This is a genomic window from Mesorhizobium sp. P3_A8, from assembly GCF_056402995.1.
The window spans coordinates 233,535-259,977 of the sequence record NZ_JBFUGI010000010.1 but is presented as its reverse complement, the minus strand read 5'-3'; the positions used below and the strand labels follow the sequence as shown (position 1 = coordinate 259,977).

21 protein-coding genes are annotated in these 26,443 nt (G+C 60.0%); 3 read left to right on the top strand and 18 right to left on the bottom strand.

Annotation, left to right across the window (positions count from 1 at the left end):
* Nucleotides 1-51: 51 nt before the first annotated feature.
* The 16 genes from AC1DX4_RS23760 to AC1DX4_RS23685 all read right to left on the bottom strand — a co-directional run bounded on the left by AC1DX4_RS23760 (nucleotide 52) and on the right by AC1DX4_RS23685 (nucleotide 18,524).
* Nucleotides 52-984 (bottom strand): 3-hydroxyacyl-CoA dehydrogenase, encoded by a 933-nt coding sequence (locus AC1DX4_RS23760; protein WP_477222607.1) that lies wholly within the window; start codon nucleotides 982-984, stop codon nucleotides 52-54.
* 11 nt (nucleotides 985-995) lie between these two features.
* Complete coding sequence (locus tag AC1DX4_RS23755; protein ID WP_477222606.1) at nucleotides 996-1,886, bottom strand: N-acyl homoserine lactonase family protein; 891 nt, start codon at nucleotides 1,884-1,886, stop codon at nucleotides 996-998.
* A 22-nt stretch (nucleotides 1,887-1,908) separates the two neighbouring features.
* Nucleotides 1,909-2,463 carry a hypothetical protein gene (locus AC1DX4_RS23750; protein ID WP_477222605.1) on the bottom strand — a complete coding sequence of 185 codons (555 nt, stop codon included), beginning with the start codon at nucleotides 2,461-2,463 and terminating at the stop codon, nucleotides 1,909-1,911.
* The gene (locus tag AC1DX4_RS23745; protein ID WP_477222604.1) at nucleotides 2,450-3,493 is read right to left on the bottom strand and encodes a LacI family DNA-binding transcriptional regulator; all 1,044 of its coding nucleotides are present in this window, start codon (nucleotides 3,491-3,493) and stop codon (nucleotides 2,450-2,452) included. Before AC1DX4_RS23745 ends, AC1DX4_RS23750 begins: the two co-directional genes overlap by 14 nt.
* 59 nt (nucleotides 3,494-3,552) lie before the next feature.
* The gene (gene hisD, locus AC1DX4_RS23740) at nucleotides 3,553-4,842 is read right to left on the bottom strand and encodes a histidinol dehydrogenase (protein ID WP_477222603.1); all 1,290 of its coding nucleotides are present in this window, start codon (nucleotides 4,840-4,842) and stop codon (nucleotides 3,553-3,555) included.
* Between the two features lie 59 nt (nucleotides 4,843-4,901).
* Entirely contained in the window at nucleotides 4,902-6,125 is a 1,224-nt protein-coding gene (locus tag AC1DX4_RS23735) for a sugar ABC transporter substrate-binding protein (protein ID WP_477222602.1), read from the bottom strand.
* An 82-nt stretch (nucleotides 6,126-6,207) separates the two neighbouring features.
* Nucleotides 6,208-7,131 carry an ABC transporter permease gene (locus AC1DX4_RS23730; protein WP_477222601.1) on the bottom strand — a complete coding sequence of 308 codons (924 nt, stop codon included), beginning with the start codon at nucleotides 7,129-7,131 and terminating at the stop codon, nucleotides 6,208-6,210.
* A gap of 122 nt (nucleotides 7,132-7,253) precedes the next feature.
* Complete coding sequence (locus AC1DX4_RS23725) at nucleotides 7,254-8,270, bottom strand: ABC transporter permease (protein WP_477222600.1); 1,017 nt, start codon at nucleotides 8,268-8,270, stop codon at nucleotides 7,254-7,256.
* Complete coding sequence (locus AC1DX4_RS23720) at nucleotides 8,267-9,889, bottom strand: sugar ABC transporter ATP-binding protein (RefSeq protein ID WP_477222599.1); 1,623 nt, start codon at nucleotides 9,887-9,889, stop codon at nucleotides 8,267-8,269. The genes AC1DX4_RS23725 and AC1DX4_RS23720 overlap by 4 nt, the downstream gene beginning before the upstream one ends.
* Before the next feature lie 64 nt (nucleotides 9,890-9,953).
* Nucleotides 9,954-10,901: an ABC transporter permease gene (locus tag AC1DX4_RS23715; RefSeq protein WP_477222598.1), complete on the bottom strand. Its 948-nt coding sequence runs from the start codon at nucleotides 10,899-10,901 to the stop codon at nucleotides 9,954-9,956.
* Entirely contained in the window at nucleotides 10,898-12,481 is a 1,584-nt protein-coding gene (locus AC1DX4_RS23710; protein ID WP_477222597.1) for a sugar ABC transporter ATP-binding protein, read from the bottom strand. The genes AC1DX4_RS23715 and AC1DX4_RS23710 overlap by 4 nt, the downstream gene beginning before the upstream one ends.
* A 63-nt stretch (nucleotides 12,482-12,544) precedes the next feature.
* Complete coding sequence (locus tag AC1DX4_RS23705; protein ID WP_477222596.1) at nucleotides 12,545-13,687, bottom strand: substrate-binding domain-containing protein; 1,143 nt, start codon at nucleotides 13,685-13,687, stop codon at nucleotides 12,545-12,547.
* A gap of 74 nt (nucleotides 13,688-13,761) precedes the next feature.
* The gene (gene aldA / locus AC1DX4_RS23700; protein WP_477222595.1) at nucleotides 13,762-15,252 is read right to left on the bottom strand and encodes an aldehyde dehydrogenase; all 1,491 of its coding nucleotides are present in this window, start codon (nucleotides 15,250-15,252) and stop codon (nucleotides 13,762-13,764) included.
* Nucleotides 15,253-15,294: 42 nt separating this feature from the next.
* Entirely contained in the window at nucleotides 15,295-16,299 is a 1,005-nt protein-coding gene (gene pdxA / locus AC1DX4_RS23695; RefSeq protein ID WP_477222657.1) for a 4-hydroxythreonine-4-phosphate dehydrogenase PdxA, read from the bottom strand.
* Between the two features lie 244 nt (nucleotides 16,300-16,543).
* The gene (locus AC1DX4_RS23690) at nucleotides 16,544-17,638 is read right to left on the bottom strand and encodes a four-carbon acid sugar kinase family protein (protein ID WP_477222594.1); all 1,095 of its coding nucleotides are present in this window, start codon (nucleotides 17,636-17,638) and stop codon (nucleotides 16,544-16,546) included.
* Nucleotides 17,625-18,524 carry a DeoR/GlpR family DNA-binding transcription regulator gene (locus tag AC1DX4_RS23685; protein ID WP_477222593.1) on the bottom strand — a complete coding sequence of 300 codons (900 nt, stop codon included), beginning with the start codon at nucleotides 18,522-18,524 and terminating at the stop codon, nucleotides 17,625-17,627. Before AC1DX4_RS23685 ends, AC1DX4_RS23690 begins: the two co-directional genes overlap by 14 nt.
* 198 nt (nucleotides 18,525-18,722) lie before the next feature.
* Between AC1DX4_RS23685 and AC1DX4_RS23680 the strand changes: the two genes are divergently transcribed.
* The 3 genes from AC1DX4_RS23680 to AC1DX4_RS23670 all read left to right on the top strand — a co-directional run bounded on the left by AC1DX4_RS23680 (nucleotide 18,723) and on the right by AC1DX4_RS23670 (nucleotide 22,460).
* Nucleotides 18,723-19,886 (top strand): ABC transporter substrate-binding protein, encoded by a 1,164-nt coding sequence (locus tag AC1DX4_RS23680; RefSeq protein ID WP_477222592.1) that lies wholly within the window; start codon nucleotides 18,723-18,725, stop codon nucleotides 19,884-19,886.
* A gap of 73 nt (nucleotides 19,887-19,959) precedes the next feature.
* A complete protein-coding gene (locus AC1DX4_RS23675) occupies nucleotides 19,960-21,456 on the top strand; it encodes a sugar ABC transporter ATP-binding protein (protein WP_477222591.1) in 1,497 nt (498 codons plus the stop codon).
* Between the two features lie 2 nt (nucleotides 21,457-21,458).
* The gene (locus AC1DX4_RS23670) at nucleotides 21,459-22,460 is read left to right on the top strand and encodes an ABC transporter permease (protein WP_477222590.1); all 1,002 of its coding nucleotides are present in this window, start codon (nucleotides 21,459-21,461) and stop codon (nucleotides 22,458-22,460) included.
* 88 nt (nucleotides 22,461-22,548) lie between these two features.
* Here AC1DX4_RS23670 and AC1DX4_RS23665 read toward each other — a convergent pair whose 3' ends face one another.
* Both AC1DX4_RS23665 and AC1DX4_RS23660 read right to left on the bottom strand, forming a co-directional pair.
* On the bottom strand, nucleotides 22,549-25,101 hold the full coding sequence (locus AC1DX4_RS23665; RefSeq protein WP_477222589.1) for an ATP-binding cassette domain-containing protein: 2,553 nt from the start codon (nucleotides 25,099-25,101) through the stop codon (nucleotides 22,549-22,551).
* An 81-nt stretch (nucleotides 25,102-25,182) separates the two neighbouring features.
* Nucleotides 25,183-26,376 carry a substrate-binding domain-containing protein gene (locus AC1DX4_RS23660; protein WP_477222588.1) on the bottom strand — a complete coding sequence of 398 codons (1,194 nt, stop codon included), beginning with the start codon at nucleotides 26,374-26,376 and terminating at the stop codon, nucleotides 25,183-25,185.
* Between the last annotated feature and the right edge of the window lie 67 nt (nucleotides 26,377-26,443).

Here is a 26,443-nt window from a genome sequence, read left to right as displayed (position 1 = left end):
GTTTCCCATACATCATGTGACCTCGATCGCTTCTTGCGGACCGGAGAAATTCTAGCGCTCCGGCTGACCCCGTTTATGAGAAACCAGAGCCATAAGCCGACGGTTGCGCCATGCCGAACGGGCCTCGAGCTCTGGCTTTGCCAGTATTTTCCGGCGCTCGGCCGTGGCGAGTCTTATCAGATCAGGGGACCAAGGTTTCGGATCGCGGCGATCCTGCGCGATCGAGTGGTAAAGCGTTCCCAAACGTTGCGCGTAATCGTCTATCCCACCGGGCGCATTCAGATCGATCGTCTCGAACGGTCCCATGAACGACCAGCGCAGGCCGAGACCATGAGCAACTGTTCGATCGATGTCGGCCACACTGGCCAAGCCCGCATCCAGCAGCGCCCAGGCCTCGTTCAGTAGCGCACCCTGAAGGCGGTTGAGAATAAAGCCTTCGATCTCACGGTTGACGACGATCGGCACCTGTCCGACTTGCTCCATCGCCGCGCGCAGCCATGGAACGATTTCCGGATCTGTCCATGGCGCGGGTACCAGTTCGACAAGTGGCACCAGATGCGGCGGATTGACCGGGTGGGCGATTAGAAAGCGCGATCGCCTGGGAGCCTGGTCCGTAAACGCAGAAGCCGGGATGCCTGAACTTGAACTGCCAACCACCGCATCGTCACGGATGGCCGCGCCGATCTCTGCGGACACTGCCTTTTTTACGTCGACGCGTTCGAAGACTGATTCCTGCACGTAGTCAGCCGCCGATACTGCATCGACCAAGCTGTCGACCACTTCGATGCGTTGCGCGATTGCATCGACATCGCTGACCAGGCCGAACTCTTGCATGTCCGAAAGACTCGCGCGGATACGAGAGGGCGCGCCTCGCCGGATGTCTTCACTTGCGTCGAAGAAACGGACCGGGATGCCGGCACGCGCAAAGACGACCGCCCAGCCGCTTCCGACCAGTCCGCCGCCGATAACGGCGACTTGCTTCAACTCCCTTGTCATCATCGTACCTTGGACGTCTCGCCGTCAGCCAGGCAGATTTCCGAAATGCGCAGTCCGTCCTTGGTGATCCGCGACGGAAAGCGGTCCTTGAGCCTTTCCTCGTGTACTGGAATGACACGTTGCGCTTCATAGCCGACCTGTTTCATCATCGCTTCGGTGGCCATCAGCAAATTCTGCTGGCTACCAAGAGCAAGACCGACCGGCACATACATCGGCGTATCGACATCGACGACGCCCCCTGGGCCTTCGACATTCTCGAAGACATAAACGAGGTCGCCGGCGAGCACCCAGGCGTCGGAAGACTGCGCCTTGCCGTCGTTGCGGACATTGACCCACATGGACGCAAAGGTGTGGCTGTCGTAGGCGACATGAAGGTCGATCCCCGGAAGAGCGTTCTCTACGGTGCCATCGACGCAAATGAGCCGTTTCTGGCGCGCAAGATCGACGCCGCGGATGATGTCACCGGGATCGACAGCCACCATCATCCAGCGGAGCCTGTCAGGCAGCGACATCGCCCAGGTCCACTTCGCGATCTCCCGTTCCTGAATGTAGAATTTCGCCTTCGGAAAATCCTCGACATTGCCGAAATGGTCGAAATGGGCATGGGTGATGAAGACGGTATCAACATCCTCGGGTGTGAGGCCAACCCCGGCGAGAACCTCCTTCGGAGAACGCCAGTTCTCGACACCGAACTTGTCGCCAAGGTGCTTGCCATATTCCTTGTCGTTGTAGCCGACATCCACCATGGCGACGTGCCCGTTTCCTTTGATCAGGGCATAGCAATAGGGGAGTTTGACGTAGCCTTGGTTGTGCGCGCCGTAGAGAACGCCGCTCTTGTGGTATTTGGAGACGTAGGAATATTCGAGAACCCAGATCGAATACTGTGACATTATTTCATTTCCTCCCTAGTCGTTATAGGCGGGTTTCGGCGCCGCAGTTGCAACAAGAATGCCTGAAGTCGACCATGGTCATGCCGAAGCGATCCTCGGACGCCGATTGAAGATGCCTGTAAGCCGCTGATATATTTCCGAGCGGCTCTGCGAGGTCTGGGGCATCCTTGGCAGTTTGTTGCCTACGCAAGACGGCAAGGCAGGCGCCCACGAGCCTTTGTGCGCTGATCAACTGCTGCAGATGCCCATCAAGGCGAGACGTTGTCCGCAACTTCGAAAGGCGTTCGCGGAGTTCGTCGAACAATTCCGCAGCACTGGCGATCGACGGAAGATCGAGCACTTCGCGGCGGCCGCTTGCCTGCAGCAGGATCATCAGGCCAGCGACCTGGCCGATCAAACGCTTAAGACCGTTGTAAACCTGCCGGGCCTCGAGGCCATAGGCGACCACCTCATCCGCCACACCTTCAGGCAGCGACAAGGCCGCGACTTCGCGAGCGGGGCCAAAGCCAGCACAGTCCGGGCCATGAATTTGCGCCGCCCAGTCCAGCATCGAAAGAGAAGACTTATTGCCTGCCATCGATGGCCCTCGTGGTGCTGCGTTCAACAAGTTTTCCCGGAATGCGCTGCAGGGCGGGCTGACTGGCATCGTTGCGTGACAGAGACAGAGTCAGATCCACGGTCCGTTCGACCATCAATTCCATCGGCTGACCAACAGTTGTGAGATCGTGCGACGGCCAGGAGGCCATCGCGATGTCATCGAAACCGACTACAGACAGACGGTTCGGTATCGAAAGGCCAAAATCGCGCCTTGCCGCGTCCATGGCGCCGATCGCCAGGATATCGTTCGCACAGAAAAGCGCGGTCGGCGGTTCGTCGGACGAGAGAAACCCATGCGCCGCGGCATAGCCGGCCGCGTAGCTGAATTCCTCCCCTACGCTGCTGAGAGGGGCCTGCACGCCTCTTTCCAGGCAGCGGGCATGAAAACCTTTCCAGCGATCGACGTTGGTCGAGGCATTCGGCAAGCCGGCGACAAAGGCCAAACGTCTGTGTCCGAGATCGATCAGGTGGTCGGCGACCGTCCTGCCGCCGAGTTCGTTGTCGCAAGTCACCGCATAAGAGCGCTGGCTTGCATCGTAGCGGTTGAAGAACACGACCGGCGTACCAACCTTGCGGCAAGCATCGGACGATGCCGAAGAAAGCGTCGTGGCCAGGATGATCACCACGTCGGGGTGATAAGAAAGCAGGACGCGAAGCGTCTCGTCCTCGCTGCGCTTTGGGTCGGTCACCACCAGCATCACATTCAGGTCCAGGGCTTGCAGCTTTCCCGTCAATCGCGTCAGCACTTCGGGATAGAATGGATTGGTGATGTCGGACACGACGATGCCGACGATGCGGCTGCTCTTGGTGATGAGGCCGCGTGCGAGCGGATTGGGCTGGTAGCCGAGTTCCGCCGCGCGCGCGAGGATCCTCGCGCGCGTCTTTGGTGCGATCACAGCGTCCTCGTAAAAGGCTCGTGAAACCGTGGATACCGACATGCCCAATTGTCTTGCCAAATCTTTCACCGTTATGCGGGGCGTATGAGGCTCCTCCAGGGCGACTTCGGTCATGGCTGCTAGGCTCCAGTTTTAGCGGCGAACCATGTTTCGACGTGCTTTGTTCAAGGTCGTCAAGCGGCGTTTCGGCCGCCGTAGCGCCGCACGCGGATATTGGCCTGCTCCGCGTGTCCGGCAAAACCTTCCAGCATGCACAACCTCGCGCAATATTCGCCGACCAGTCCACTGGCCTCGTCGGTGAGGATCCGCTGGTATGTGCAGGTCTTGAGAAATTTACCGACCCACAGTCCGCCGGTGTAGCGGGCTGCTTTCTTGGTCGGCAGCGTGTGGTTGGTGCCGATGACCTTGTCGCCAAAGGCCACATTCGTGCGAGGCCCAAGGAACAAGGCGCCGTAGTTGGTCATGTTGTTCAAGAAGTAATCGGGGTCGCGCGTCATGACCTGCACATGCTCGGAAGCGATGCGGTCCGCCTCGCGCACCATCTCCTCATCGGACTCGCATACGATCACTTCGCCATAGTCTGCCCATGCCTTGCCGGCGAGTTCCGCCGTCGGCAACCTCAGAAGCTGCCTTTCGATTTCGGCCATTGTTGCCCGGGCGAGCTTCTCGGAGGTGGTAAGCAAGACGGCGGGCGAGGTCGGCCCATGTTCGGCCTGGCCGAGCAGATCGGTTGCGCAGATCTCGCCGTCAACGCTTTCGTCGGCAATGATCAGGGTTTCGGTCGGACCGGCGAAGAGGTCGATACCGACGCGTCCGAAGAGTTGGCGCTTGGCTTCGGCGACAAAGGCATTGCCAGGACCGACCAGCATATCGACCGGCGCGATCGTGTCGGTGCCGAGCGCCATTGCGGCAACCGCCTGCACACCGCCAAGCACGTAGATTTCGTCGGCGCCGCCCAGATGCATGGCGGCGACGATCGCCGGATGCGGACCGCCGTGGAAAGGCGGTGCGCAAGCAATCACGCGCTTGACGCCGGCCACGCGCGCCGTGACCACGCTCATATGCGCCGAGGCAACCATCGGATATTTGCCGCCAGGCACATAACAGCCAACGGCATTGACTGGAATGTTGCGGTGGCCGAGTACGACACCGGGGAGGGTCTCGACTTCAATATCCCTGATGGAGTCGCGCTGATGCTGGGCAAAGTTGCGCACTTGCGCTTGGGCGAAGCGGATGTCTTCGAGATCGCGCGGAGCAACCGCGGACAAGGCTTTTTCAATGTCCTGCTCGGAAAGGCGAAAGCTTTCGGGCGACCAGTTGTCGAATTTTTCAGAGAGCTCGCGCACGGCCGCGTCGCCTCTCGCCTCGACGTCGGCAAGAATATTTTCAACGGTCAATCGCGTCCTGGCGTCGACCGCCGCCACTGTGCTCGCGTCCTGGCCGCGCTTGAGATAGTTGGGCATGTTCGTCCTCGTTCTCTAAGAAGATGGAGCGGGCGGCGTGACGCCGCCCGCCTTGACCATTACGGATTGACGGTCGGCTGAACCTTGGTCAGCTTGTACTGGTCTGCTGGCGGCTCGCACTTCTGGCAGTTGATGCCGGGCTCGTCGGCGGCTTTCGGAACATCGGCCGGCAAAGGCTGGATGGTCGCGCCTGGCGTTGGCTTGCCTTCGAGCGCCGACTGGATGGAAAGCTCCGGCAGCAGCGTCGGGCTGAACACCTCCGTCACGAAGGAACTGGGCACAACGCCTTCCGGGAAGGCATTACAACCATCTTCGAACGTCTGGCCTTTGCACAGCTTGACCTGGTCGGCGGGCACCCACGGCAGAGGATATTCGATGTTGCCCGGCTTGAGATCGCGCTTTCCGGTCAGGGCTTCCATCATCAGCTTGAAAGCATAGCCCGCGCTGGCCGGCGGCGAGCCAGCGGAAACGCCTTTCAGGCCGCGCTTCTGGAAATCCGGATTGGCCAGCGCGAGGCGGAAGCCATTCGAGTTTTCACCCGTCATCGGCACCAGTTTGCTTCCCTTGTCCATGAGGGCCTGGATCGCACCGTATTCACCGGCCTGAGCCCAGATGCCGTCGACGTCCGGATGCGCAGCAAGCGCCTTGGCTGTTTCCTGCTGGGTCGTACGGTCGTCCCAGAAGGAATAATATTCGTCCACGACCTGGATGCCGGGATACTTCTTGAAGATCGACATGGCCCCATCGGTGTGGCGCTTGTCGACCGAGTTGCCCGGAACGCCGCGGCTGAGGAAGATCTTGCCTTTGCCGCCGAGCGCATTGACCAGGGCCTGAGCGCTGTTCTCGCCGAAGCCCGCGGTAATGTAGCTGACGTTGTAGGCGCAGGGCTCGGTGACAGTCGCGTCGTACATGAAGAACTTCACGCCTTTCTCACAGCCTTTGTGGATGACGCGATTGAGGGCAGTGGAAGAAATCGGAAAGCTGATAATGCCGTCGGCCTTGGCGGCAATCATGCTCTCATACGCGGCGATCTGCGCCTGGGGATCCGTGCCCGAGATCACCTGGGTCAGTTCCACCGTCTTGTCGTAGGGTGGGGTGGCGGCAAGCGCCTTGACGATGTTGGCTGCCTCCGACTGCCAAGAGTTGCCGCTGTAGCTCATGCTCAGGTAGATTTTGAACTTCTTGTCCTGCGCTGATGCCGACGGGGCGGTGAGCGAGAGGCTGACCGCGGCAGTACAAAGAGCGGCTGCGCATAAACTTAGTTTTTTCTTCCAGTTTGGCATCGAGGTCTCCCAGATCGTTTTGACCGCTTGTTGATGGGAACGTTCTCACTGAACGTCCCGGATCGCCGGGCGCGGGCGGTCTTTACCGCGCCAGTCGGCGTCTTAGAAAAGCGAAGGTGTTTTCCCTCAGCAGGAGCAGGGCAATGAGGATGATCGAGCCCTCGATGACCGTGCGCCAGCCCTGCGGAATGCCAACGGCCGAAATGACAGTGCTCAACGCCGTGAGCAGGATGGCGCCGCCTATGGTGGCGACGAACGAGCCGCTGCCACCAAGAATGGACGAGCCGCCGATTACGACGGCGGCAATCGAGGGCAGCAGATAGTCGTCGCCCATGCGCAGCGTTGCGCCGTTTGCGTAGCCCGCCAGCATCATGCCGGCAAACCCGGATGCGGCTGCGCTCAGCATATAGGCGATCAGAACCGAACTGCGCACTGCAATGCCTGCGACATGTGCCGCGACCGGATTCGCACCAATGGCTGTCAGGCGGCGGCCGTAGGATGTTCGACCCTGCAACACCGAGCCGAAGATCGCGAAAGCCAGGATGAACAGGAGAATGACCGGGATGCCGATCCAACTCGCTTTCATCAGATCGGTCAGGATTGGGGGAGCCGCGCCGCGCGGTGTACCGCTCGTCAGCCCAAGTGCCGCGGAAGCGGTGATGATCCCGGTCGCCATGGTCATGATGAAGGGCGGGATACGCAGTAACGTCACTCCAAGGCCGCTGATCCCGCCAATGCAGGCGCAGATCAGCAAGATCGCCGGTATCAGCGGCAAGCTCATGCCGCTGGAGGCATCGATCCAGCTGGTCGTCAGCACGCCGCCAAGCGTTATGAGCGCCGGGACCGAAAGGTCGAGACCTCCGATCATGATGACGATCCCCTGGCCGAAGGCCACGACGATCAGGAAAGACGCCAGAAGGATTATGGTGTTGACGTGATCCCATGAACCGAGTGCCGGGCTGACGAAGCGTGAACCCAGCACCAGCAGGATACTGATACCGAACACGCAGACCGCCGTGATTGTCTCTGGCCGCAAGCGGGCGGTACGCCGATTGTCGGCGACACTTTCCGTCTGCCGTTGGGTCCGCGGGGTAGGGGCTACAGTCGCCCCGGGAGGGCGCGTTTCGGTCACGATGCACCTCTTCGTTCAACAAAATGCGTCACGACATTTCCAAACACCACCGCCAGCACGAGCACCACGCCCTGGAAAATGCCGGTGTAGAAGGACGACACGCCGCCGGCGAACAGCACTTTCTGCAGCAACATGAGCGTGCCGGCGCCGATGATGCTGGCGATGACACTGCCGCGCCCACCGCTCAGCGACGTGCCGCCGAGCGCCACGGCAGCGAAGGTCAGCATCAGGAAAGAGGCGCCCGCATTGGGATTGCCTGTCGCGGTTTGAGCGCTGAGCATGAAACCCGCGAGGCCGTAGAGCATGCCACCGATGACAAAGCTTAGAATTCGCACGCGTTTGACATTGATGCCGGACAGATGCGCGGCTGTCTCATCAGCTCCCACGACATAGAGGCCCGTGCCGAACGCCGTGCGTCGGCAAATCATCCAGAGGACGACAACGGCCGCAACGAAGAGCCCCGAGATCGGGATCACGCCGAAAAGCACGTCGGTCAGATCATAGGAGATGAAATCCGCGACCGTACCTCCCGGCGCGTCGAGGATCACCAATGAAAGGCCCTGGCAGATGATCATCGTCGCCAGCGTGGCAGCGATCGACTGGAGACGCAGCACAGCGACCAGGAAGCCGTTTATCAGGCCGACCACGCCCCCGATCGCCAGGCAGATGGCAAGGCTTTCGACCGCCCCCATCGGGCCGTCCAGCGGATAAGCCGCCATGATGACATTTGTCAGCGAGATGACGCCGGCGACGGAAAGGTCGAAGCCTCTGGACAAAACGATCAACGTTTGACCCGCCGCCGCGATCGCAAGGGGAACGGCATTGTTCGTCAGGTTGAGCACCGTGTCGGCGGTCAGCGCGGTCGGATCCCATATGGAGTACAGGCCATACAGGATGATGTAGAGAACGATGATGATGCCGGTGCCGCTGGCCAGTAAGGCTTTTGCCCTTGCAGACATTGACGGAGCGAGACGGTGAGGGGTGGCTGCTGCCTTGGTTGCAAGAATGCTCATGCCGCGACCTCGCGCTTTGATTTTGCGGGGTCTCGGGAATGACCGGTAAGGGCTGCGACCAACGCACGCTCTTCGATGGCTTCGCCGGTGAATTGCTCGAAAATACGTGCGCCGTAGAGCACCAGACAGCGGTCGGCCAGACGCGTCAGTTCCGTAAGTTCCGATGAATAGAGAAGCACCGATCCACCCTTGTCGGCGAAAGCCTGAATGGCCGCGTAGATAGCCTGCTTGGTGCCGACATCGACACCTCGTGTCGGATCGTAGAGAAGCAAAGTACGCGCGCCCGTAAACATCGCACGCGCGAGCAATGCCTTCTGCTGATTGCCCCCGGAGAGGTCGGCGATACGAAAATCGAGATAGCGCGCATTGAGTTCGACCCCTTCGGATGCCCGTGCGGCACTGTCCCGTTCCAGCGCGGGCCAGACAAAGCCGGTCCGGCTGATGTGCTGAATGACGGGAAGCACGATGTTTGCTGCCGTCGACAGCGTCGAGAATATGCCTTCCACCTTGCGTTCTTCGGGAAGGAAGCTCAGTCCGGCTGTGATGGCATGGCGCGGGCTCTTTGGTTGTACGGGTTTTCCTTCGACCAGGATTTGTCCCGACGTCGCTTTATCCAGGCCGACTAGGGTGCGGAAAAGTTCGCGCTGGCCTTGGCCTTCCAAGGCGGCGATGCCGACGATCTCGCCCTCTTTCACGTCGAATGTGACGCCCTTGAGCTTTGCGCCGGTGACATTCTTCAGTTCGAGCACGGAACGCGTCTCGTGAACGAGCGAGCGGGTGCGCCGTCCGTGCGCCATCTCGGTGCGGCCGACCATCAGCTCGAAAATATCGGCATCGCTGGCATCCGACAATCCGACGCTTGCCACAGAACGGCCGTTTCGCAGCACCGTTGCCTGCTTGCACAAGGTGCGCACCTCGGCCAGGCGGTGGGAAATATAGAGGACGGCGGTCCCGGCCGCGGTAATGTTGCGAACCAGATCGAACAGCCATTCGACATCGGTCAGCGCCGCTGTGGGTTCATCAAGGATAAGAACCTTTTCGGCATGGTGCATAGCGCGGGCGATCTCTAGGCGCTGCCTGTGGGCGAGCGACAGGCTGGCGATGCCGGCGATCGGCGAGACGTCGTCGAGACGATAGCGATGCAGGATTTCAGCTGCGGCTCGCGCTGTCTGGTAGGGAGAGACCAGACCGAACGCCCCGCGCTTCATGGCGGGCAGCAGCAGCGCTTCGGCAACGGTCAAGTTGGGCGCAAGGCTCAATTCCTGGAAAGCCGTGGCGACGCCTGCTTGTCGTGCATGCAGGATCGAATGCGGCGCATAGACCGCACCGTCGAGACGCATCTGACCGCTGTTTGGCGCAAGCACACCGCTGAGGATCTTGACCAGCGTGGATTTGCCGGCGCCGTTTTCGCCGAGCACCGCATGGACTTCGCCGGCCGCCAGATCCAGCGACACATTTTCCAATGCTGTCGTCGCACCGTAGGATTTGGTGACGGCAGCGGCCTGCAATCGTGGCGGCGACACACTCAACAGATTTCCTCCAAAACGTTCTCTTCCATCCCAAAACACGCTGTGAGAACGTTCTCTTTTTACTATTTCATCGAAACGCGCTGCGATCAACCGATCATCGCTGGTTAAATGGCGGAGCCACATATCCTCGAATTTTCATGCCTCGCTGCTGCTTTCATCGGCGGTTCAACGAGACGGCAATGATGATGATGGCTCCCTTGATGACCTCCTGGATGCTGGTCGAAAGACCGAGCACGAGAAGACCAAACCCAAGAATGCCTATGAAGATTGCGCCGACGACGGAACCGACGATTGATCCATAACCGCCAAAGAGACTTGTCCCGCCTATGATCACAGCCGCGATCACGTCCAGTTCGAGACCCGCTCCCAGGCTGGGATTGCCTGCCGTGGAGCGGGCCGCGAGCATCAGCCCCGCAAGGGATGCGGTCATGCCGGATAGTACAAAGGCGAAGATCTTGACGCCGTCCGTGCGCACACCGGAAAAGCGCGCGGCAACAGCATTTCCACCGGTCGCATAGACACGTCTGCCGTAGGGCATCTGATGCAGCAGGTAGTAGCCGGCGGCCGTAAGGACGATCGTCCACCAGATCGGTGCCTGCATGCCCAGAAAACTGCCGTTCCAGAACAGATTCGAAAAATCATCGTCGACGATCGACACTGGCCGGGTGCCGGTGATGGTCAGCGCCAGTCCGGAAAAGATAGACAACATCCCAAGCGTCACAAGAAACGATGGAATGCGCAGTTTCGTAACAAGCACGCCCGACACCGCGCCGATCGCGGCCCCGGCGCCCAACACCAGAAGTGCGGCGACATAGGTGGGGACATTTTGATCGAGCAGCAACGCTCCGATCATACCTGAAAAGCTGGCAACCGACCCGACCGACAGGTCGATTTCACCGCAGATGATGACGAACGTCATGCCGATCGCCATCACAGAGACGATGGCTGTGATGCGCAGAACGGCGCTTGCGGTTGAGACTGACGCGAAGTGGGGGGCGAACAAGACGAAATAGAGGGTGATCGCCAGGAAGATCACATAGGTGATGTGATCGCGGAAGAAATTCGTCGCACCTGCGCGCATCGGCATCGAAGACGGTTTCATGCTGCAACTCCCTTGGCGCGCACGCTGGTTTGTCTGGCGGCCTCGGCCTGCAGCAACGCGCGAAGCCCAGTCTCGTCGTGCGCGCTGCCGATGCTGCGCGTTATGCGCCCCTGCGCCATCACCAGAATGCGATCGGACAAATCCAGAAGTTCTTCGAGTTCCGAAGAAATGAGCAGCACGGCGACGCCCTCCCTGGCCGTGCGCCGCACAAGCTCGCGCATATCGCGCTTGGCATTGACGTCAACGCCGGAAGTTGGCTCATCGAGGATCAACAGCTTCGGCTTCATGGCCAGCCATTTTGCGAAGACAATCTTCTGCTGATTGCCGCCCGAGAGCTCCTGGGCTTTCTGTACGGGGCCGCGGCACAGGATATTGAGTTCGTCACGGTATTGTCTGAACAGAGCCGTTATCCGGGCCTTCGCCATCGGTCCAAAGGGACCCGCGAGCGAGAAATCGGAAAGGCGGGGAAGCGCGAGGTTCTCCTCGATTGAGCGCCCGCCAACAAGCCCTTCGAGCCGACGGTCTTCGGGAACAAGCGCGATACCAGCAGCGATGGCCCCGCTGACGCTGCCCGGCCGAACGGGTTCGCCTGCGACGGTGATGTGGCCGGATACGTCCGGAAGGATGCCGAACAAAGCCTTGCCCAAGGTCGAGCGGCCGCTGCCGACAAGCCCGGCAAGGCCGACGATCTCGCCTGGATCGATCGACAATGATACGCCGGACAGCTTGCGCGACGTGGCCAGATCGCGGACCTCAAGAGCGGGCGTCCCGACGGGCGTTGCCGGGTGGCGTTTCGCGGGCAATGCGGCGGTCGGCAAAGGCACTTGGCCCTTTGGCCGCGACATCATCGCGGCGATATCCTCGATGGATGTCTTACTCGGCTCGAGTGGGCCAACCAGGCGCCCATCCTTGATGATCGAGATGCGATCCGAAAGCCGCAGCACATCGGCCATGCGATGGCTGATGTAGACGATACCGATCCCGTTCTGCTTGAGCTGACCGATGGTGTGAAAAAGCGTTTCTTCCTCGTGGATGGTCAAAGATGACGTCGGCTCATCCATCACGAGCAGTTTGGCGCCCCGCGAGATCGCCTTGAGGATCTCGACCATCTGGCGTTGGGCGAAGGCCAGATCGCCCACGCGCGCGGAAGCATCAAGCGAGAAGTCGTACCGCTCGATCAGAGCCTGGGCATCGCGAACCATTGTTCTGGTGTCGACGCGCAGGCCGAAGGCGAGTGGCTCGCGAAGGATGAACAGGTTTTCGGCAACCGATCGGTTCGGCAAGACGCTCAGTTCCTGGAAGATCATTGCAATGCCGCGGTCAATCCTCTCACGAAGCGACAAGGCGGTGACGTCCTCTCCGGCGAACAAAATGCGGCCCTCATCCGTTCGATAGGCTCCCATGAGAATCTTCATGAGCGTCGATTTGCCCGCACCGTTCTCGCCTAGCAGCGCATGCGTTTCACCGGCCATGACCTCGAACGAAATATCAGACAGCACGCGGTTCGCGCCGAACGACTTGCTGATGCGTTGCATCGTTACGATCGCGTTCCGGGACGTTGAAGTTTTCGCTTCGGCCATGACGATTTTCTCGATCGCTTGGGGAGCGTCGGCGGACTGCTGGAGCCCGCCGACGGAAAGGGGCTAGAAACACTCGCCGTTGCAGATTTTTACCACCGAGGCGGGAGCGTCTTCCTTGGTGACCTGCTTGAGGGCACTGAGAAGGTCGAGCTTCTTGACACGCAACGTCGGCACCGAAATGTATGGCGGGACGTCATGTCCAAGCAATGCAAGCGCGGCCGCCTTGGCCTCGGCGACGCCCTGGTCGTAGGGACGCTGCGCGCCTACGGCCAGAAATTCGCCACGTGCAACGTTCAGCGCGCTGTCAGCGGCAATGTCATTCGTGGTGACGACGATATCGCGCCCGAGTGTCTTTGCCGCAGCGACGACTTGCTGAGCGGGCGTGTCCCAGGCAACGAAAATACCCTTCATGTCGGGATGCGCCGTCAACATTGCGGTGGCAACTTCGTAAGCCTTCTCCGGCGCCGTGAAGGTGCCGACATCCGCGACCTTGACGTCGGGATGTTCGCCGAACGCCTTTAAGGCACCGACCTTGCGGGCTGCGACGGAGTAGTAATAGTCATAAACCAGCGTGATGACGCCGACCTCACCCTTGCCGCCAATCGCTCCGACAAGTTCTTGCGCGGCGAAATAGGCGTTCTTCTCATTGTCGGAGGCGACAACGGTCACATAGTCCTTGCCCGGCGCCATATCGACCGGGACGTTGTCCATGAAAACCAGCTTGATGCCGGCTGCCGCCGCCTTCTTGTAGGCTTCGGACTCAGATTTCGGATCGATCGGGATCGAGAAGATCACGTCCGGCTTGCGGGCGGTCATCTGCTCCAGATCGCTGATTTGCTGGCCCGGTTGGAACTTGGCGTCGGTGGTTCCGACGACTTCGATACCGAGGTCCTTGAGCGTGTTGCTGATTCCGGCGACCTGCAACTGAGGCCATCCTGCATCCATGGTGTGCATCACCAGTCCAGCGGTAAACTTTCCCGCCTTGAGCTTGGCAAGGTCCTCATCGGACAATTTCAACACGTCCGGCGACACCGCCGGCGGACCATCCGGGAAACCTGGGACGGGTTGGCCCCGCGGCGACAGGGGCAGGGGCTCGAGCAGAGCTTTTGCTTCCGGTGGAATGGCGTCATCGGCGAGAGCCGACGATGCGGCCAGTCCTGATAGCGCCAAGGCCAAGGCGGCCGCCATAAATCCACGATAGTGCATTTCATTCCTCCCGATCATATGAAACGGCCGTAGCGGCCGGGTGGCGACCTGGCTGGTCGTACTGGTTGGGCTGTTCAGCGCCCGTAAGGCATCAATGCCGCCGTAGCGGCACCCGAATAATTGACGTAGACCGTCTTCTTGCGCATGTAGCTCTCGAGCCCATGCACGCCGTCGTCACCGCCCAGTCCGCTTTCGCGGAACCCGACATGGAAACCCTGCAGCATTTCCGGTCCGATCCGGTTCACGTAGATCTCACCGAACGAAACCTCGTTGACGGCGTTCATGACGCGGCCCAGATCATTGGTGAAAAGATAGGCCGACAGGCCATAGTTGCTGGCATTGGTGATGCTGACAGCCTCCTCGAAGGTGTCGAAGGGCATGATCGGCACGACCGGGCCGAAGATTTCGCGCGTCATGATCGGCATATCAGGCGTCACGTCTGTCAGCACGCTCGGATTGAGCCAGTAGCCGCCATCGATGGGCGCCTTGGTCGGGCGTCCGCCGGCGAGAGCAAGCCTCGCGCCGCCCGCCACGGCTTCCGCAAGGACCGACTCGACTTTTTCCAACTCATCACGACTGACTTTCGGGCCGATATCTGTATTTGCCTGCATCGGATCACCGACGACGAGCGACTTGGAGAATTCCACAAAGCGTGTGACGAACTGGTCGTAAATCGAACGGTGAACGAGCGTGCGTTCGTTGCAGATGCAGACCTGTCCGCAATTCATGTAGCGCGACGTGGCTGCGGACCGAACCGCTAGTTCGAGATCGGCATCAGCCAGGACGATGAATGGCGCCTTGCCGCCAAGCTCCAGCGAAACAGGCGTCAGATTGCGCGAAGCATTCGCCATGATGCGCTTACCGGTTGGTACGCTTCCAGTCATGGTGATGAGGTCGACGCCGGGTTCCGTGCAGAGCACTTCGCCTATGGTTTCACCTCGTCCCGTTATGATGTTCACCACGCCGGCTGGCACGCCTGCTTCGACAAAGATGCGAGCCATTTCGAGCGCCGAAAGCGGCGTGTCTTCATGCGGTTTGAGGACGATGGTGTCGCCGGCGATCATGGCTGGCGCCACCTTTCGGCTGACCAGGGCGCTCGGGTAATTCCACGGAATAATGGCGGCGACGACGCCTACCGGCACACGCTGTATCCAGACCTGCTCTCCCGCGTAGTCGGATGGCAGGATCTCACCTTGAATGCGACGGGCAAATTCGGCGTAGTAGTCGAAGAATTCGGCTGCGCCGCCGACTTCACCTATTGCTTCATTGATCGGTTTGCCTTGCTCCCTAACCACCACCTCGGCCAGATGCCGGGCGTTCTGCCGGATAAGGACCGCGATCCGCTTCATGATCGCCGCACGGGCAAGAGGCGATTTGAGCCCCCAGGCCTTCTGCGCCTTGCGGGCGGCTTCTATCGCCTGGCGCGCCTGGTCCGGGCTTGCCTCGGGCACGTCGACAAAGGCCTTGCCATTGGCCGGGTTGATAACCGAGCGCGTGCCGGCTTCACCGGTGACGAACTTCCCGTCGATCAACATGAGATAGGATGCCTTGTCTTCTGCTGCCATGGTTCAATCCGGTTCTGCGTGCGTTGCCGGCGTGCCGACGCCCTAAGGGTTGGTTTTCGCCGCGGCCATCTGGACCGCGAACTCGATCGCTTCGACCAAGCTGTCCTCATTGGCGATGCCCTTGCCGGCGATATCGAAGGCCGTGCCGTGATCCACGGAGGTGCGGATGATCGGAAGGCCAAGCGTGACATTGACACCGGAGAGCGCTTTCCACTCACCGGTCTCGGGATCGACATTAAAGCCGAGCAGTTTCACCGGGACATGGCCCTGATCGTGATACATTGCGACCACCGCGTCATACTGGCGGGCGCGCAACTTGACGAAAACTGTATCGCCGGGAACAGGCCCAAACACGGCAAAATCGGAAGAGTTGTAGGAGGCGACGACCGGGGTCGTGATGTCGATATCCTCACGACCGAAAATGCCGCCTTCGCCGGCGTGCGGGTTGAGCGCGGCAATCGCAATTCGGGGATGGGAAATGCCAAGGCCGCGCAATGCCTCGACCGTCAATTGGATAACCCGCCGCAACCGAGGTTCGGTCAGTTTCGATGGAACCTGGGCCAGCGCTACATGGGTCGAGACATGGCTGACGCGAAAATCGCCATGGGCAAGCATCATCACGGAATCGCGGGCGCCGGTCAGTTCAGCCAGCATGTCGGTGTGGCCGGCATAGTGATAGCCGGCCAGATTGAGCGCTTCCTTGTTGAGAGGAGCCGTAACGATGCCGGCAATTGAACCGGCCTGTGCCAGGCGAACAGCTTTTTCGATCGCCAGATAGGCGAGGCGGCCGCCTTCAGCCGACATGATGCCTGTCTCAATGGGTGTTCGTTCGGGGCCGGCTTCGAGAATGGCTACAGCGGGAAAAGTCCCAGCGGCCGAAGCTGACGGTTGTTCCTCCGCAATGCGCCCGGAAATCGACTCCATTGCACGCATCGCGGTGACGCTGCCGATTATGAGAAGGGATAACGATCCGCTGGCAAGGCGCGGTTTCAGCCGTGCACATGCCTTTGCGATGATCTCGGGGCCGATGCCCGCAGGATCACCCATTGTGATGCCGAGTCTTGGACCAGACATAAACGCCTCTAATCGGTCAATTGTGGTCATCTTCTAATCCCTCTAACCATGAATGCGCAATAGTTTTCTTTCTCAGTCATTCGCAATCAGCCAAAGCGACGAGATCCGCCCTTTTTCTCACGTCTTGTGGGGGCAATCCCCATGTAGCTGGCTGCTGAGACATCGTTTGACGTCATTTGACCGGGCGAATGGACTCGCGGCCGGGCATTGGTCTTGATTAGGGACGCGCGAGGGCCGCAAGCCTGCAGAAGAGGGCGCTATCGCCGAATGCGCCGGATTTCGATATTGTGGGCAGGCCCTCGAAAACGCCGCCTTTGATTCTGGAGATCGGAAGCCCCGGCTCAATCTCGCTCTCGACCGTGAGTTCGACGACGCCAAGGCTGGAGCACACCGATCGCAATGTTTCGCCGCCAGTGACGAGTAGCGTTCCGGGCTTTGGCAAACCGTCGAGAAGCGACGCAAACACCTTGCCGATATGATCTGCCACCAATTGGCGATCACCCGATGCAACGACGGTGACAACCGACGGCGCACCGCGCATGATCCGTTTTGCCAGATCGCTTTTCGCTTTGTCGATGTCGCGTTCCACGCCGATATGCGCATCAGCATGCTTGGCGGCAAAGGAGGCCACCTGTCCCGCCGTGACTTCGTGATTTGTGCCGACAAGGCCCAGGAACGGGGCGGACAATGCCGGAACAGGCTTGTGTGGTATGCTCAGGTGTCGTGCCAGCGCTGCAGCCAGGCCGCCCGTACCAACCCAGAGCGTGCTAGGCGCGCCCGCCGTCGCAACGATTTCGTCCAGGTCCTTGTCCGTTTCGGCGTCGTAGAGGGTGATGAAATGAAGTGGTCGCGCCCCCGGTACTGCCCGGCCAGACGAAAAGCGCTGACCTAGGCCGGTGACGATGTCGGGACCTACCATTTCGGGCCGATCAAGCCGCCATTGACGCCCAAGGCGTGTAACGCGGCCCTGAAATGGGAACGCTGGTGCCAGAACAACCCGCAGGTACGCACCCTCGACGATGCAGGCTTCTATTTCGGCAATGACGTGACCACGCAAAAGGCTGTCGATCTTCTTGAAGCTCAGCTGTCCGGCGGCCAGCCATGGCGCGAACTTCAAGTGTCTGGCGACGGCCGTTGTCTCGGCGCCCTCACGTGTGGCGATATCGACAGCCAAACGGCCCGAGAACGCGCGATCCAGTTGCCAACTCACCCCAACACCTCGGCCGGGCGAGGCGAAGCAAACCGCGCTATCCAGGGCGCCGGTCAGGTCGTCGGCGACGATCCGGATGTCCACAGCCTCAAGAGCGCTCAACTGAAGAACCCGAACGGCTGACGCGCACGACCCGGACGTTTACATCGAGCGTCCGAAGATTGGTGAGGTTGGCCTGATCGATGCCCTCATCGGTAATGATCTGGTGGATATCGGCCAGCCGGCAGATGGTGCAGAAATTCGGCGTGGTAAATTTGGAATTGTCGGCAAGCACGACGACGCGGCGCGCCGCGGCGATCATCGCCTGCTTCATCGCCGCGACCTCAAGCGAGGTCTCCGTGAGCATGTCTCCGGTGATGGCATGAGTGCCAAGAATGGCCACATCGGCATGTATGGTGCGCAGGAAATTCTCGCCAGGCTGGCCAACCAGAGTTAGGGAACCCGGCTTACAGGTGCCTCCAAGCATGACGAGGCGTACGCCCGGCACGGTTGCGAGTATCTGCGCGATCGCGAGACTGTTGGTGACGGCCGTAAGCGCAATGGGCGCAGCCGCGATGGCGCGGGCGACTTCCAGAACTGTCGTGCTTGCGTCGAAAATGACACTCTGCCCGGCGCGAAGTTCCGACATCATGGCCGCACCTATGGCCTCCTTCTCGGCCCTGGCGAAGTGTGCGGCAGTGGCGAGATCCGGCTCGAAGGTGGCGAGTTCAGTGCGTTGAAGCATCGCTCCGCCATGCGTTCGCTCCAATGCTCCCTGCCGTTCCAGTGTCTCGAGGTCGCGCCGTATGGTCGAAGGTGATGCGCCGATGAGATCGATGAGTTCCTGAACGCCGACGGTTCCTTCCCGTTTAAGGCATTCGAGAATGAAAGCATGGCGCTTGGCCGGGATCACATCGACCCGTCCACGCCCGCCATCGTCTTCCCATGATCCGGCGGACGCTGAGGGCGCCATATCTTCCACCGCAGATTTTCGTACATTCCTTGCCACGGTCGTATCTCCGCACAGTGCAGCAACGCGCTCGCCGGAATCACAGCGATCCCAGCATCGCGAATATCACGAATTCATCCGGCGAGCCCACTGGTTTGTGGTGTGGATGAGCGAATTCCTGCCGCTTTTGGTCTTATTAGAATTATTTTGACTGATTTTGATCACATGTGGTAAGCGATAGCCGTCAAACTTCGTCAGTTGGCGCTGGCAAGCGCGCAGTTCTTGTCAAAAATAGAAATCAAGTCAGTGATTTTAGAGCGTTTGGGCTCTGTTGCGAACCGGGTTGGAGGAACCATGCTTTTCTTGTCGAAGCTGAAATCGGCCTTTGTCGGCGCCGCTGCCGCGGCTTTCTTGTCAACGGCGGCTGTCGCCGCCGATCAACCCACGGTCGGCGTTGTCGTGCCGACCTTGGATGCACAATTCTGGAACAGCTATGTCGCTTTCATGAAGAAGGGAGCGGACGAGCTTGGTGTAAAGCTCGTCGTGCTCAACGCCGACAACAAGCCCGACCAGATGGTCAAGTCGCTTGAGGACCTGGTGGCCCAAAAGGTGGACGGCATTGTCTTTACGCCCTATTGGGCCACTGCTGCTCGCGGGCTTACCTTGGCGAAGGAAGCCGAGATACCGGTCATCCTCACTGACAGCTACCCGGATTTTTCGCCTCAGACCGAGCGTTTCCCCAACTACATCGCCTTTATCGGGCCGAGCGATGAAGACGCCGGATACCAAATGGCCAAGGCGCTGTTCGCAGCGATCAAGCCGGGGTCGGATGGCAAGAAAGTGATCGGCGTGGTGAACGGCACCACCGGCACCTCGGTCGCCATTGATCGTCGCAAGGGGCTGGAAGACGCTCTCAAGGAAGCGCCCGATGTGCGCGTCGCCGGCGAAGTCGATGGCAATTTCGTCCGTGATACGTCACAGACCGCGTTTGAATCGCTCTTCCAGGGCAATCCGGACATCACCGGCGTCTGGGCTGCGAACGGCGGCACTGCGACCGGCGTGATGGCTGCTCTCAAGAATCACGGCAAAGCGCCCGGCAAGGACGTCATGGTCGTCGGAATGGATCTCAACCCTGAGAATGTCGATGCGGTAAAGTCCGGCGACCTGCTTTTCGATATTGGCGGTCATTGGCTTCAGGGCGGCTTCGCCCTTGTCGCCCTTTTCGATCAGATCAAGGGAATTCCGGTTCCCGCCGGCGCCGACAATGTCAAGCTGAAGCTGCTGCCGCTGACCAAGGATCGCGTCGCGCAGTTTGAGAAGGACTTTCCCGGCGGCGTGCCGACATATGATTTCCGGCAGCACTCCCGCTTCTACAACAAGGACGCCAAGCCGGCCGTGTTCGAGATGCAGTATAGCAACTGAACGTCCGATTGGGCCTGCCAGCAATCCCACGGTTGCAGCCAGGCCCTGCCTGGCATTTGGGCGTAGTCAATTCATGACACTTACCGCGAGCGACCTGCACAAAAGCTATGGCCAGACACGTGCCGTGGATGGCGTATCCGTGGTGCTCCGGCCCGGTATGGTTCACGCCATCGTCGGCGAAAACGGAGCCGGCAAATCGACGACCTTGCGTATGCTTGCTGGCGCGGAACGGCCTGACAGCGGCGCTATGACCTTGGATGAAGCAAGATATGCTCCACCAAGCGTTGTCGGAGCGGCGGCCCTTGGCGTATCGCTTGTATACCAGGAAATCACGATCAACCGTTCGCTGACCGTTGCCGAAAACATCTTCATCAATCGTCTGCGACAGTTCGCCGGCCCTCTCGGTTTTGTCGATCGCAGGCGTATGGAATTGGCGGCGCAAGCTATCCTCGAACGGATTGGCGCGCAAATATCGGTCTCTGCCGACACAGGCAGCCTCAATCTCGGCGAGCTGAAATGCATCGAGATCGCCCGAGCGCTGTCTACAAACCCGAAAATCCTCCTTCTCGACGAATCCACCGCCTATCTCGATCATCGAGAGGTTCAGGCTGTCCTTCGCGTCATCAGCGAGCTCAAAGGGCAGGGGATGACTGTAGCCTTCGTCTCCCATCATCTCGACGAGGTGCTTGCCGTCGCGGATGAATTGACGATCCTGAAAGACGGGCAATATGTCGGAACATATCGCACGGCCGAGATCGAGCCCAATGAAATTCATCGCCGCATGGTGGGGCGCGAGCTCGCCAAAAGCATCTATCCGCCGCGGCCGCCGAAAGATCCAGGCAAGCCTCGACGGGGTCCTGTTGTCTTCGAAGCCTGCGAGGTCGCCGTTGGGCGCGAACTCGACGGCGTCAGCCTGGATGTACATGCCGGCGAAATCCTCGGCCTTGCCGGATTGAAAGGCGCTGGCGCCGAAGCGCTATTCGCAGCCATTTGCGGCGACTTGCCTTTGCGCAGTGGCTCGATGAAGCTTGCAAATGGTTCATACGCGCCGTCGAGTCCGACTTTCGCCTGGCGACAGGGCGTCGCTCATTTGCCGGGTGACCGTCACAATGAAGGCCTGATCGCCGACTTCAGTCTCCTCGACAATCTGGTGATGGCCCGCCCACCGCATCGTGGGCCGTTCTTCGATCGCGCCGCTGCCATTGCCATCGCGGGTGACCTCATCGCCCAGTTCGGCATCAAGACGCAAAGCGTCGACGCGTCCTGCCGTTCACTCTCGGGTGGCAACCTGCAAAAGGTGGTGATCGGCAAATGCTTGGCTGTCCAGCCACGTCTGCTCCTGCTCAACAATCCTACACGCGGCGTCGATATCGGCGCCCGCGCGGAAATCTATCGCATCATTCAGCAGAAGGCGGCGCAGGGTCTCGCCGTGATCCTGTCTTCAGAAGACATGCCTGAGCTGATCGGTATGTCGGACCGCTTGCTGGTACTCCGGCAAGGACAAATTACGCATCGCATCGAGACGGCAGCCGATGCCACTGAACATGACATCATTGGACATATGGCCTGACCATGGAAACGAACGACACGCCGAGCGCTACCACAACACCGAGCGCAACCGGGGAACCGACCTTGAATGCAAGCAGGTTCGAAGTCGTCAAACGCAGTTTTCCGCTTGCCATGCTCGTTCTGCTCATTGTGATCTTCTCGATATCATCGCCACGCTTCTTGACCTTCAGTAACCTTCTTATTGTGCTTCAACAAGGCACGGTGCTGCTGGTTGCCGCGCTAGGCATGACCTTCGTCATCATGGCTGGTTCCATCGATCTTTCAGTCGGTTCAATTGTTGCACTCGCGGCATTGGCAGCCGCGTTGACAGCTGACAGCCTTGGCGCTGCGGCGATCATTCCCGCCATTGCCGTCGGTGCGGTTGCCGGATTGATCAATGGCGTTCTCCTGGCCAAGGGCAAGGTGCCGTCCTTCATCGCAACCATGGGAGCGATGGTTGTCTATCGCGGCGTCGTGCTTCTTTTCACCCGCGGCGCGCCTGTCTCGATCGAGGATGAGCAATTCCTGAATGTCTATACCAATCGGACTTTGGGCATTCCGCATTCCGTGATCATTGGCTTAGTGCTGATGGTTGTCGCGTATGGCATCATCAACAGGACGGTGTTCGGGCGGGAAGTTCGTGCCATCGGCGGCGGAGAACGTGTCGCCATTTTAACGGGCATTCAGGTCGCTCGCGTGAAAATCTATATGTATGTGCTTCTCGGTGCCTTGTGCGGCATTGCCGGCTTGCTGCAAGCCGCGCGCGCCATGGCCGCCACCGCCCAACTCGGGGAGGGGCTTGAACTGGACGTCATAGCCGCGGTGGTGGTCGGCGGAACACCATTGACCGGAGGCGTAGGCAGCGTTGTCGGTACCATGTTGGGCGTCTTGATCATCACACTGCTTTCGAATGGCATGAACATGGCTGGTGTCGATCCGTACCTTCAGAATATAGTCAAGGGTACGGTTCTGGTATGCGCCGTATTCGTGACCATTGATCGCAAGAAGATCGGCATCATCAAGTGAGCGTCGACCTGCTGTTGGGCGAGATCTCGCGCCTTTTTTCGGATCTTCGCGCACTCGACGTTGTATCTCCAGTCTGCGGCAGTTCGTTTCACGGCCTCTCGATGGACGCTGACCGGGCCTGCGAATAGACTGCCACTGCGATCAGTGTCAGCAGGCCGATGAACCAATATTGCCAGGCTTGTGACAGACCCAGGAAAACCATCGACGAATTGACTTCCTGGATCAGGACGGCGCCAAGCAGCACGCCGATGAAGCTGCCGCGTCCGCCGAAAAGACTGGCTCCGCCGAGGACCACTGCGGCAATGCTGCCCAGCGTGTATTCGATGCCCTGATTGGGATCGCCTATCCCGAGCTGCGCCACCACCATCATGCCACCAAGCGCCGTGAGCAAGCTGCAGGCGATGAACGCGCCGACGACAGTCCAGCCTGTGCGCACACCAATATGCGCCGCCGCCTTCTCGTTAGAGCCAACGGCGCGCAAGCTCATCCCCCAACGGCTGTAGCGCAAACCGACTTCAAGGATGATTGCCAGGACCAACGCGACGATGAACACGACCGGAATGCTGCCGATGGTGGCTTTGATGGTATCCATGACGGTGGCGCTGATGGCCCCATCGGGATAGGGCCGCAGCAACACCGAGATGCCCTGAATGATGATGTAGACCCCTAGCGTCGCGGCGACGGAGGTGAAGTTTCCGAACCGAACCAAGGTCCCGTTGGTCAGGCCGACGAGGGCTGCGGCGCCAAACACGGCCAACACGCCAACGATTATCGTCCCCATGCCGGCACCTTCATTCAGGAAGAATGACGCGATGACGAGGCTCAAGCCAATCAACGGGCCGACCGACAGATCGATCCTGCCGGTGAACACTGCGCACATCTGGCCAAACGAGACGAACGCCAGCGCAGCGGAAAGGAACAGGATTTTCTCGATGTTGAAGCCTGAGACGAAACGAATGTTGTGGCCAGACGCTACCAAGCCCAGCAACACGATTAGCCCGGCAAGCACGAAGCTTGGAACATAGTCGCCGGCGGCAACCATTCGCAGCCAAGAGCGCGTAGCGCCGGATCTATCTCGTCCTTGCTGGTCGGTCTTGCGATGGGTGGTGGCCGTTATCATGGTCCGGCCGATATTGGCCTCATTGACGTCTTGGCCTGAGAGTTCGCCCACGACGTGGCCACGGGAGAAGACCAGCACGCGGTCGCATAGGCCCTCAAGCTCGACAATGTCGGATGAGACGATCACCACCAATGTCCCGTGCGAGGCGACGTCACGCAGGATGCGGTAGATTTCGGCGCGGGCACCCACGTCAACCCCGGCTGTCGGCTCCTCTGCCAGGACGAGCGACGCCTCTGCCAAGAGCGCTCGCGACAGGATCGTCTTTTGCTGGTTCCCGCCGGAAAGCGTGGCGACATTCTGCTCGATCGATGCCGCGCGAATGTTCAGGTCCACACGCTGCGCTTCCATATGCCGCCGTTCGAGCGAACCGTCGACGACACCAAAGTTCGCGAAACGTGACAGGGCCGAAATGGTGCCGTTTTCGCGCACGGAAAGACTGGGAAAAAGGCCTTCATGCTGGCGGTCGGGAGACAGATAGATAATGCCGGCACCACGAGCGGCACCAGGGTTGCCGAGCGGCACGATCTTCCCATCCAGAGTGACGGCTCCACGGGCATTTCCAAGCCCTGCCAGCGAACGCAGGAAGTCGCTCTGGCCGTTTCCGGTAATGCCGGCGATACCAACGATCTCGCCGCCACGCGCCGACATGTTGATGTCTACGAAATCAGCGCCCGAAAGCCCTTTGACCTCAAGAACACTCGCGCCACTCATGACACCGGATGATTTGGGCGGAAATTGCTTGGTAACGGTGCGTCCGACAATGAGGTTGAGAATCTGGTCATCGCTGACATCGCGCACCGGTGCAGATCCCTTCACTTCACCGTCACGCATGACGGTGACCGTGTCTGCGATCTGTCTGATTTCCTGCAGCCGATGCGAAATGTAGATGACCGCCGCGCCCCGAGCCGCAGCTTGGCGCACGTTGCGAAACAGGATGTCGACAAGGTCGGCTGTCAGAGCCGCGGTGGGTTCGTCAAGAATGAGGATCTTCGGGTCGATCGCAAGCGCCTTGGCAAGTTCTATCAGTTGGCTTTGTGCGACGTCGACATCGCACAGCCGGGTCTTGGGGTGAACGGCAGAGCCAACACGACGGAGTTGGGCGACTACCCAGTCATTGGCATTCGCATAATCCGTTCGAAGCGCTGCTGGAACTGCAAGCAGCAGGTTTTCAGCCACCGTCAGATCAGGAAGCACTGCCGGGTGCTGATGCACGATGGCGAGCCCGAGCCGCTGCGCCTGTGCCGCGCTCAAGCGATCTACAGTTTGTCCGCATATTTCGATCGAACCCTGATCGAAGCTCAAATTCCCGGAGGCAATGCCCATCAATGTCGACTTGCCTGCGCCATTTTCTCCCAGAAGCGCATGAACCTCGCCACATCGTGCGTCAAACGAGATGTCCTTCACGGCCACGACATTGCCGAAACGCTTCCATACGCCTTGCATGCGCAATCCCAACGGGGCGTCCGATACGGCGTCGGCCGGGGGTGCCATGTCAGGCTGAAGCTGTTCGACGGTGGCCATGGTCGATCCTCCTAAGTGTCTCCATCATCCTCCTTGAGGAGATGAAGGGGCGGGCAGAAGCCCGCCCCGTTTTGCTCGAGATCAGAGACCGCCCTTAAGGGCCGCCAGGACTTGTTCGTCCGTCAGGCTGGTGCCATTCGAAGCGGATTCCGGGAGCTTCGGATTGCAGAACACCGTTCCGGCAAGCGAATCCTCCAGCTGGAAGTTCGTCACTTCCTTCACACCCGCCGCGGCCACCGTATGCTTGGTGCCATTGGGATCGGTTATGACGAGCGGCTGATCCATCTTGCCGCCGGCGGCCTCGGCAATCGCCCAGCGCACGGCCAGGCGAACATTCCACTGCTCGGCGCTGTTTGTCGTGTACTGGAAGGTGGACTTGGCGTCGGCGTCGTGCAGCTTCTTCCAGGTGCAGCCGAACACGTTGGCGTCTTCACCGGCGATCAGCGGCAGCGGCCGACCGGCCCGTTCGAAAACGCCCGAGGCGACAACGCCCATGCTGAGGTCGGCGATCACACCGTCGATCTGCGGATACTGGGCAATCAGCGCGCCCAGTGATTTGGCGACCATGCTGGAATCCCAATTCGTCACTTCGAACGGTTTCTGCCCGATCTGGACGATGCCCGGATAGTCCTTGAACGCTTCGAGGATGCCATCGGCGCGCTCACGGCTCTGGCTGGTTCCGGCAGGTCCGCCGAGATAGGCGACATTTCCCTTGCCGTTGAGGGCCTTCGCCATCCATTTTCCCCAGTCGACGCCGTCCTGGTGGAAGTTCGTGCCGACGAAAACGCTGTAATCCTTGCCTTCCTCGCCGCCGACACGGGCCCGGTAGGGGACGACGGTGCTGCCTTGCTTGAAGGCATCGCGGATCGCCGGCAACATGGCTGGGCCGGCATCGGGGAACACGACAATGGCATTGACGCCGCGTGCCGCGAGACCGCTGAGGTCGGAGATTGCCTTCTGGGTGTTACCCTGTCCGTCGGTATGATCCCAGCCGGTGACATTCGGGCACTGGCTGGCCTCGTTGATCGCAGCGGCCGTCGTCATCTGCCGCCAGGGGTTTTGGGCGAAGCCATCCGCCAGCGCGACGGAGATTTCCTTCGTTCCGCAGAAGCTCGGCGGCGTCGCCGCCGGTTCGGCGCAGAAGACACCACCGGCAATGCCCTTGCACCAATCCGCGGCGCCGGCTTGTGTGACCGACAGCGGTGAGACAGTTGCAAAGGCCGACAGGGCGAGCGCGGCGCCCGATAGCACGTTTAATCCAAGACAAGACTTCATCATTTCCTCCCAACGAAGTTTGGTTGCTGTTCTCCAACCTGCCCGTGATGGACAGCGTTGAAACTGT

Coding starts and splice junctions, on each gene's coding strand:
- AC1DX4_RS23755 (WP_477222606.1), bottom strand. CDS start 1,886: ATGTCACAGTATTCGATCTGGGTTCTCGAATATTCCTACGTCTCCAAA.
- pdxA (WP_477222657.1), bottom strand. CDS start 16,299: ATGGGTGATCCTGCGGGCATCGGCCCCGAGATCATCGCAAAGGCATGT.
- AC1DX4_RS23675 (WP_477222591.1), top strand. CDS start 19,960: ATGACACTTACCGCGAGCGACCTGCACAAAAGCTATGGCCAGACACGT.
- AC1DX4_RS23660 (WP_477222588.1), bottom strand. CDS start 26,376: ATGAAGTCTTGTCTTGGATTAAACGTGCTATCGGGCGCCGCGCTCGCC.
- aldA (WP_477222595.1), bottom strand. CDS start 15,252: ATGGCAGCAGAAGACAAGGCATCCTATCTCATGTTGATCGACGGGAAG.
- AC1DX4_RS23745 (WP_477222604.1), bottom strand. CDS start 3,493: ATGACCGAAGTCGCCCTGGAGGAGCCTCATACGCCCCGCATAACGGTG.
- AC1DX4_RS23715 (WP_477222598.1), bottom strand. CDS start 10,901: ATGAAACCGTCTTCGATGCCGATGCGCGCAGGTGCGACGAATTTCTTC.
- AC1DX4_RS23710 (WP_477222597.1), bottom strand. CDS start 12,481: ATGGCCGAAGCGAAAACTTCAACGTCCCGGAACGCGATCGTAACGATG.
- AC1DX4_RS23705 (WP_477222596.1), bottom strand. CDS start 13,687: ATGCACTATCGTGGATTTATGGCGGCCGCCTTGGCCTTGGCGCTATCA.
- AC1DX4_RS23750 (WP_477222605.1), bottom strand. CDS start 2,463: ATGGCAGGCAATAAGTCTTCTCTTTCGATGCTGGACTGGGCGGCGCAA.
- AC1DX4_RS23670 (WP_477222590.1), top strand. CDS start 21,459: ATGGAAACGAACGACACGCCGAGCGCTACCACAACACCGAGCGCAACC.
- AC1DX4_RS23725 (WP_477222600.1), bottom strand. CDS start 8,270: ATGAGCATTCTTGCAACCAAGGCAGCAGCCACCCCTCACCGTCTCGCT.
- AC1DX4_RS23665 (WP_477222589.1), bottom strand. CDS start 25,101: ATGGCCACCGTCGAACAGCTTCAGCCTGACATGGCACCCCCGGCCGAC.
- AC1DX4_RS23735 (WP_477222602.1), bottom strand. CDS start 6,125: ATGCCAAACTGGAAGAAAAAACTAAGTTTATGCGCAGCCGCTCTTTGT.
- hisD (WP_477222603.1), bottom strand. CDS start 4,842: ATGCCCAACTATCTCAAGCGCGGCCAGGACGCGAGCACAGTGGCGGCG.